The organism is Mycobacterium sp. TH-M25, assembly GCF_057473665.1.
Genome location: NZ_JBYCLA010000102.1, coordinates 1 through 3,670, shown reverse-complemented (window position 1 = coordinate 3,670; position 3,670 = coordinate 1). Strand labels below are relative to the sequence as shown.

General features: G+C 65.7%; 2 protein-coding genes. One reads left to right on the top strand and one right to left on the bottom strand.

Annotated elements, in window-relative coordinates:
- Positions 1–10 precede the first annotated feature (10 nt).
- A complete protein-coding gene (locus tag AC2VOU_RS03680; RefSeq protein WP_486956129.1) occupies positions 11–1,357 on the top strand; it encodes an acetyl-CoA C-acetyltransferase in 1,347 nt (448 codons plus the stop codon).
- Positions 1,358–1,898: 541 nt separating this feature from the next.
- Here the strand turns inward: AC2VOU_RS03680 and AC2VOU_RS03675 are convergent.
- On the bottom strand, positions 1,899–3,670 hold a 1,772-nt coding region (locus tag AC2VOU_RS03675; protein ID WP_486956128.1), incomplete at its 5' end, for an acyl-CoA dehydrogenase C-terminal domain-containing protein.

Genomic DNA, 3,670 nt, shown 5'->3' with positions numbered 1-3,670 from the left:
GGAGATAAGCGTGCCCTCTCAAAGCCCCTCAGCTGAAAGCGCCTCTGCACGGTCCCAGGCGACCGCCGCCAAGCGGCGGGTCGCGGTTCTGGGTGGCAACCGGATCCCGTTCGCGCGCTCCGACCGCGCCTACGCGCAGGCCTCCAACCTGGACATGTTCACTGCCGCACTCGGCGGTCTGGTCGACCGGTTCGACCTCGCGGGCGTGCGGCTCGATGCCGTGATCGGCGGCGCGGTGCTCAAGCACAGCCGGGATTTCAACCTGATGCGCGAATCGGTGCTGGGCTCTGCGCTGTCGTCCTACACTCCGGCATTCGACCTTCAGCAGGCCTGCGGCACGGGTCTGCAGGCCGCGATTGCCGCCGCGGACGGCATCGCCGCCGGGCGCTACGAGGCGGCGGCGGCAGGAGGAGTTGATACCACCTCCGACGCGCCGATCGCGCTGGGCAACAACCTGCGCCACACGCTGCTCGGGCTGCGCCGGGCCAAGTCCAACGTCGACCGGCTGAAACTGGTCGGGAAGCTTCCCGCCAGCTTGGGAGTGGAGATCCCGGTGAACAGCGAGCCGCGCACCGGGTTGTCGATGGGCGACCACGCGGCGATCACCGCCAAGCAGATGGGCATCAAGCGGGTCGATCAGGACGAGCTGTCCGCGGCCAGCCACCGCAACATGGCGGCCGCCTACGATCGAGGCTTCTTCGACGACCTCGTCACACCGTTTCTGGGTCTTTACCGCGACGACAACCTGCGGCCGGACTCGTCGGCTGAGAAGCTGGCCAAGCTCAAGCCGGTGTTCGGCGTCAAGGCCGGCGACGCGACCATGACCGCGGGCAACTCGACGCCCTTGACCGACGGTGCCTCGGTGGCGCTGCTGGCCACCGAGGAGTGGGCCGCCGAGCGTTCGCTGACCCCGCTGGCGTACTGGGTTGACGCCGAGACGGCGGCGGTCGACTACGTCAACGGCGCCGACGGGCTGCTGATGGCGCCGACGTACGCGGTGCCGCGGCTGTTGGCCCGCAACGGGCTCACCCTGCAGGACTTCGACTTCTACGAGATTCACGAGGCGTTCGCCTCAGTCGTGCTGGCGCACCTGCAGGCTTGGGAGTCCGACGAATATTGCAAGGAGCGGCTCGGCCTGGACGCCGCGCTGGGGTCCATCGACCGGTCCAAGCTGAATGTCAACGGATCGTCGCTGGCGGCCGGGCACCCGTTCGCCGCTACCGGTGGTCGCATCCTCGCGCAATTGGCCAAGCAGCTGCACGAGGCGAAGGCCGCCAACGGCGGTAAACCGGTGCGCGGTCTGATCTCGATCTGCGCGGCCGGCGGACAAGGCGTCGCCGCCATCCTGGAGGCCTGACGGCCGGAGAGGCGCCGTTTAGCCTCGTCGAACCCCGGGTACTTAACGCCGCGGATGGCTCCGCGTTGCTATCGGGCCCCCGACCCAAAGGCAGCGCGGAGCATCCTTGAAATCGGTGGTCCGCGGCGCCTGCGGGTACCGGACCACGACCGGGGCCGCCACGGAATGAGGGGATCCCGCGGCGGCCCCTTTCGGGTGCCCGAAGCGTTTCCAGTGGAGGCAAACCACAGCGCTACCGAAAACCACAGCGCTACCGAAAACCACAGCGCTACCGAAAACCACAGCGCTACCGAAACCACAGCGCTACCGAAACCACAGCGCTACCGCCAACCACATCAGTACCTCAGTCCAGGTGGGAGTGCTGCGTAGAAATCGACGCATATGTGATATCACCGTGCCTGAGTCGCCAACGGCTGATATCGCATACGCGTCGATTTCGAAAAAGAAGTGCGCCCCTGGAGTCGGTGCTGCTGTTACCGATGTTGTAACAGGGACATCTCCCGTCTTCGAGGAGAGCGGGCGATGTCCCTGTCTAGCGGGATCAGAACGCGGCTTCGTCGAGCTCCATGATCTCGTTGTCGATGGTCTCCAACACCTGACGAGTACTGGTCAACAGCGGCAAGAAGTTCTTCGCGAAGAACGACGCCACCGCGATCTTGCCCTCGTAGTAGGACCGGTCGGCGTCGCTGACATCGCCGGCGTCCAGCGCCTCCAGGGCCACGGCGGCCTGACGCTGCAGCAGCCAGCCCAGCAGCAGGTCTCCGACGCTCATCAGGAAACGCACCGACCCCGTCCCGACCTTGTAGATGCTCGAGATCTCGTCCTGGGCGGCCATCAGGTAGCCGGTCAGCGTCGCCGCCATCGCCTGGACATCGGCCAAGGCCGTGGACAGCAGCGCACGCTCGGCCTTCAGTCGACCGTTGCCGGACTCGTTCTTGATGAACTCCTCGATCTGCCCGGAGACGTGCGCCAGCGCCACACCCTTGTCACGGACGATCTTGCGGAAGAAGAAGTCCTGCGCCTGGATGGCTGTGGTGCCCTCGTAGAGCGAGTCGATCTTGGCGTCACGGATGTACTGCTCGATCGGGTAGTCCTGCAAGAAGCCAGACCCCCCGAACGTCTGCAGGCTCTCGGTGAGCTTGGCGTAGGCCTGCTCGGAGCCGACACCCTTGACGATGGGCAGCAGCAAGTCGTTGACCTTGACAGCAAGGTCGGCCTCCACGCCGTGAACCGCCTTGGCAACCGGCGCGTCCTGGTAAGTGGCGGTGTACACGTACAACGCGCGCAAACCCTCGGCGTAGGCCTTCTGCGTTAGCAGACTGCGACGGACGTCCGGGTGGTGCGTGATGGTCACGCGCGGCGCCGTCTTGTCCGTCATCTGGGTCAGGTCGGCACCCTGCACCCGGTCCTTGGCGTAGGCAAGAGCGTTCAAGTAGCCGGTAGACAACGTGGCGATGGCCTTGGTACCCACCATCATCCGGGCCTGCTCGATGACCTCGAACATCTGCGCGATGCCGTTATGGACCTCGCCGACCAGCCAACCCTTGGCCGGTACGTCGTGCTGGCCGAAGGTCAGCTCACAGGTGGCGGAGGCCTTCAGGCCCATCTTGTGCTCGACGTTGGTGACGAAGACGCCGTTGCGCTCGCCCGGCTCGCCGGTCTCGAAGTCGAACAGCAACTTCGGCACGAAAAACAGCGACAAACCCTTGGTACCGGGGCCGGCGCCCTCCGGGCGGGCCAGCACCAAGTGGAAGATGTTCTCGAATAAGTCATCCGAGTCCGCGGACGTGATGAATCGCTTCACGCCGTCGATGTGCCACGAGCCGTCGTCTTGCTGCACGGCCTTGGTCCGACCGGCGCCGACATCCGAACCGGCGTCCGGCTCGGTGAGCACCATGGTGGACCCCCAGCCGCGCTCGGCGGCGATGATGGCCCACTTCTTCTGCTCTTCGGTGGCCAGGTGGTAGAAGATGCTGGCGAAACCGGCGCCACCGCCGTACATCCACACTGCGGGGTTAGCCCCCAGCAGGTGCTCGTGCAGCGACCAGACCAGCGCCTTGGGAACCGGTGTGCCACCGAGCTCCTCGTCGATACCGACTTTGTCCCAGCCGGCTTCGGTAACCGCGCGGACCGACGCTTTGAACGACTCGGGCAGCGCCACGGAGTGCGTCTCGGGGTCGAATACCGGCGGATTGCGGTCTGCGTCGACGAACGACTCGGCGACGGGGCCTTCAGCCAGCCGGCTCATTTCTACGAGCATTTCCCGAGCGGTGTCGACGTCCAGGTCGGTGTATTCACCTTCGCCGAATGCTT